General features: G+C 61.5%; 1 protein-coding gene. It reads right to left on the bottom strand.

Annotated elements, in window-relative coordinates:
- Positions 1 to 94: 94 nt before the first annotated feature.
- Entirely contained in the window at positions 95 to 1,378 is a 1,284-nt protein-coding gene (locus tag QXZ85_RS33690; protein ID WP_315707354.1) for an IS701 family transposase, read from the bottom strand.
- Positions 1,379 to 1,463 lie beyond the last annotated feature (85 nt).

The following is a 1,463-nucleotide window of genomic DNA, read 5'->3' as shown; positions in this document are numbered from 1 at the left end:
GACAAGGCCGCAACATGGACATCGGGGCAATGTTCTTACCAGGGCTCGGATCAGCCGGACGCGCATGGTTGCGATCGAGTTCGGCACGTGGCGCTCAGGCCGCGTAGGCGGCTCCTCTGGGTCGATAATCGGCGGGTAAGGGAGGCGCCTGGATTCTCGGGGCGCAACGCGGTCCTGAGGGGGGAATCGTCGCCTGCTCGGCGATCAGGAAGCCGTAAGCCGCGATGCAAAGCGTGGCGTGATGATGGAAGCCGCGCCAGCCGCGTCCCTCATAGTGCCCGAGTCCGACTTCCTGCTTAAGCTCCTCATAGTCGCGCTCGACGCGCCAACGCAGCTTGGCAAAGTCGACAAGGTGCCGGAAGCTGGTGTTCGCGGGCAATGTCGAGAGCCAGTATTTGGTGGGTTTCTTTTCCCCTTCAGGCCACTCGATCAGCAGCCATTCCGATTGGAGCTTCTCCGGGATCAGCTTGTTGTGCCCGACACGAACGCGCATACGGGCGAACCGTGATGACAGCCATTCGGCCGACCCCTCCCGCCACCTGATCGTGCGCCAGGCCTCCTTGGGCAGGCCGCGAGCTACTTTCTCGGCCGGTACCAGGTCCGGCTCGTCACGACGACCCGTGTTGTTCAGCGGCTTTCCCTTCCGCCGCGGGCCGCTCCCGGGCCGCCACATCAGGGTGTTCGGCAGAATGCCCGCAACATAGGTCAATCCGAGAGACGTGAGTTCTGTGCGCAGCTCCGAGTCACGGCCATAGCCGGAGTCCATCAAGACTGCCCCACGTGGAAGACCGGCTTCGCATGCACGACGTATCTGCTCGAGCGCGATCTTCGACTTGGTCATGAACTTGATGTCTTTGGGCACACCCGCCTTGTTTCGCCGGACGCGGTTCTTGCTCCAGGCTTCCGGCAGGTACAGCCGATAGGCCACCGGCAGGCTGGCGGCGTGATTGGCAATCGACAGCGATACCGTCACTTGGCAATTGGCCTGCTTGCCGAGCTCACCACAATATTGGTGGTGCACGCCAACCGAATGCTTTCCCTTCTTGGCAAACGACGTGTCATCGAGAATCCAGGCCTCGATCGGCCCGGCTTTTTCCATCGCCGGCAGCACCATCTCGCGCACCTTGGCCAGCACCTTCTCGTCCGACCAGGAGGAGACACCGACAAAGTGCAGCAGCGACTGATGCTGGGCCGCCGTGCGGGCCGGAGCTGTCCTAGCTGCCATCGGTTCCACGCTCTTGCGCTCCCCGGGCAGCATCAGGCCTGTACAATAGTCGTGCAGCGGGCTTATTCTGTCTGCGTGCCCGATCTCGCTCGCGAGACCTTCGACATAGGACGCCAATCGACGCGCACTGGCTTCTTCAAGCTTGAGATCCATTCGACCCTCCCGCGCGTGAAAGTCTGAATCTCTACAAATACTTGATTCTTAGCCTGACGTACCGGCGGTTTTTGACTCAGTAGTA

It is taken from the genome of Bradyrhizobium sp. SZCCHNGR1005, assembly GCF_032489995.1.
Lineage (GTDB): Bacteria > Pseudomonadota > Alphaproteobacteria > Rhizobiales > Xanthobacteraceae > Bradyrhizobium.
Note: the sequence above shows the minus strand (reverse complement) of the source record. Positions and strands in the feature narration are given on the sequence as shown.